The sequence below is a fragment of the Moorena producens 3L genome, assembly GCF_000211815.1.
In the GTDB taxonomy this organism is placed as follows: domain Bacteria; phylum Cyanobacteriota; class Cyanobacteriia; order Cyanobacteriales; family Coleofasciculaceae; genus Moorena; species Moorena producens.
The window spans coordinates 1-1,161 of record NZ_GL890898.1 but is presented as its reverse complement, the minus strand read 5'-3'; the positions used below and the strand labels follow the sequence as shown (position 1 = coordinate 1,161).

2 protein-coding genes are annotated in these 1,161 nt (G+C 64.8%); one reads left to right on the top strand and one right to left on the bottom strand.

Translation table 11 applies throughout. The features are described from left to right. The first annotated feature begins 376 nt into the window (after positions 1-376). Positions 377-856 carry a nuclear transport factor 2 family protein gene (locus LYNGBM3L_RS13135; RefSeq protein ID WP_008183755.1) on the top strand — a complete coding sequence of 160 codons (480 nt, stop codon included), beginning with the start codon at positions 377-379 and terminating at the stop codon, positions 854-856. Positions 857-878: 22 nt separating this feature from the next. On the opposite strand, the gene LYNGBM3L_RS13130 is transcribed toward LYNGBM3L_RS13135, so the two are convergent. Then, on the bottom strand, positions 879-1,161 hold a 283-nt coding region (locus LYNGBM3L_RS13130; protein ID WP_008183753.1), incomplete at its 5' end, for a zinc-binding dehydrogenase.

The following is a 1,161-nucleotide window of genomic DNA, read 5'->3' as shown; positions in this document are numbered from 1 at the left end:
TAACGAGTGCCTTGAATGCTGTTGGCTGGGCGAACCGAGTCGCGTCTGCGATCGGGCTGCCTCATCAAGGCGTGGACGTAGCGATTACATGTACTGACGACCTGTCGGATCAAGCGAGCGCGCTTGCGACAGCTCTGGAGAAGCACGGCCTAACAACACGTACCTCCATAGGCAGCGACGGAAGTAGTCGCCTGAATGCTGTGATTTCTCCGTCCTTGCCATAATGGTGGGTGGCCCCGGTTCTTGAACCGGGGTGGCCAAGCCACAAGAGGCGTCGTAGTGAGTCGGCGGCACCATCACGGTAACCTCTTGTCGCCTTCGGCGACCCAGGTTCGATTCCCCTGGGCTACCCTCATTAGAACTTGCGAGAGCGACTATGGCTTACTGGCGGCCGATCGCGTTAGCCTGTGCGGTCTTGATGTTTACCGTGGCGGAAACAGCGTCTGCCGACGCCGAGACGCGCCCCACGATCGAGCGGCTTGTCAACGAGCAAGCCGCCGCGTGGTCGGCCGGCGACGCCGACGCTGTAGCGGCGTCCTTCACCGCCGACGCGGAGTTCATCGTGCCAGGGCACCGGTGGCGCGGGCGAAAGGCGATTCGAGGCGCGGCGGCCGGTTACTTCGCCACGGGGCAGGTGGCGTCGGTCGAGATCGAGCGCGTGCTGGTCGATGGCTCGTGGGGCGTGGTGCTGTGGCGTTGGTCGGAGCATGACGCCGAGGGCGCCAACGAATCGCTCGCCGACGATGCGATCGTCCTGCGTCTTGATGGCGACAAGATCGCGTACTGGCGCGAGTTTATCGACCGTGAGACGCCCGCGAAGCAGAAGCCGGTTGCGGCGCCCGCAGACGAGCCGTGACGCGAAGCCCCCTACGCCGCTGTCAACTTGCGTCCCACTCCACGATTACGTTTCCGCGTTTCCGGCCCGTATCGACGTACCGGTGTGCTTCGACGATCTCCTCGACTCGGAAACGACGATCGATCACCGGATCGAAGCGGCCAGCGGCGGTCAGTGCGAGCAGCTCGCGGACATCTTCCGAACGCTCGGCGGCGGGGCCCGCGATGATCCGTTGTTTGCTTGTGGCGGCGACCCATGGGGCGCGGAGCATGTCGCCGAGGCCGCCGAGGACCAGCAGCAGCCGGCCTGAGTCGGTGAGGCATGCC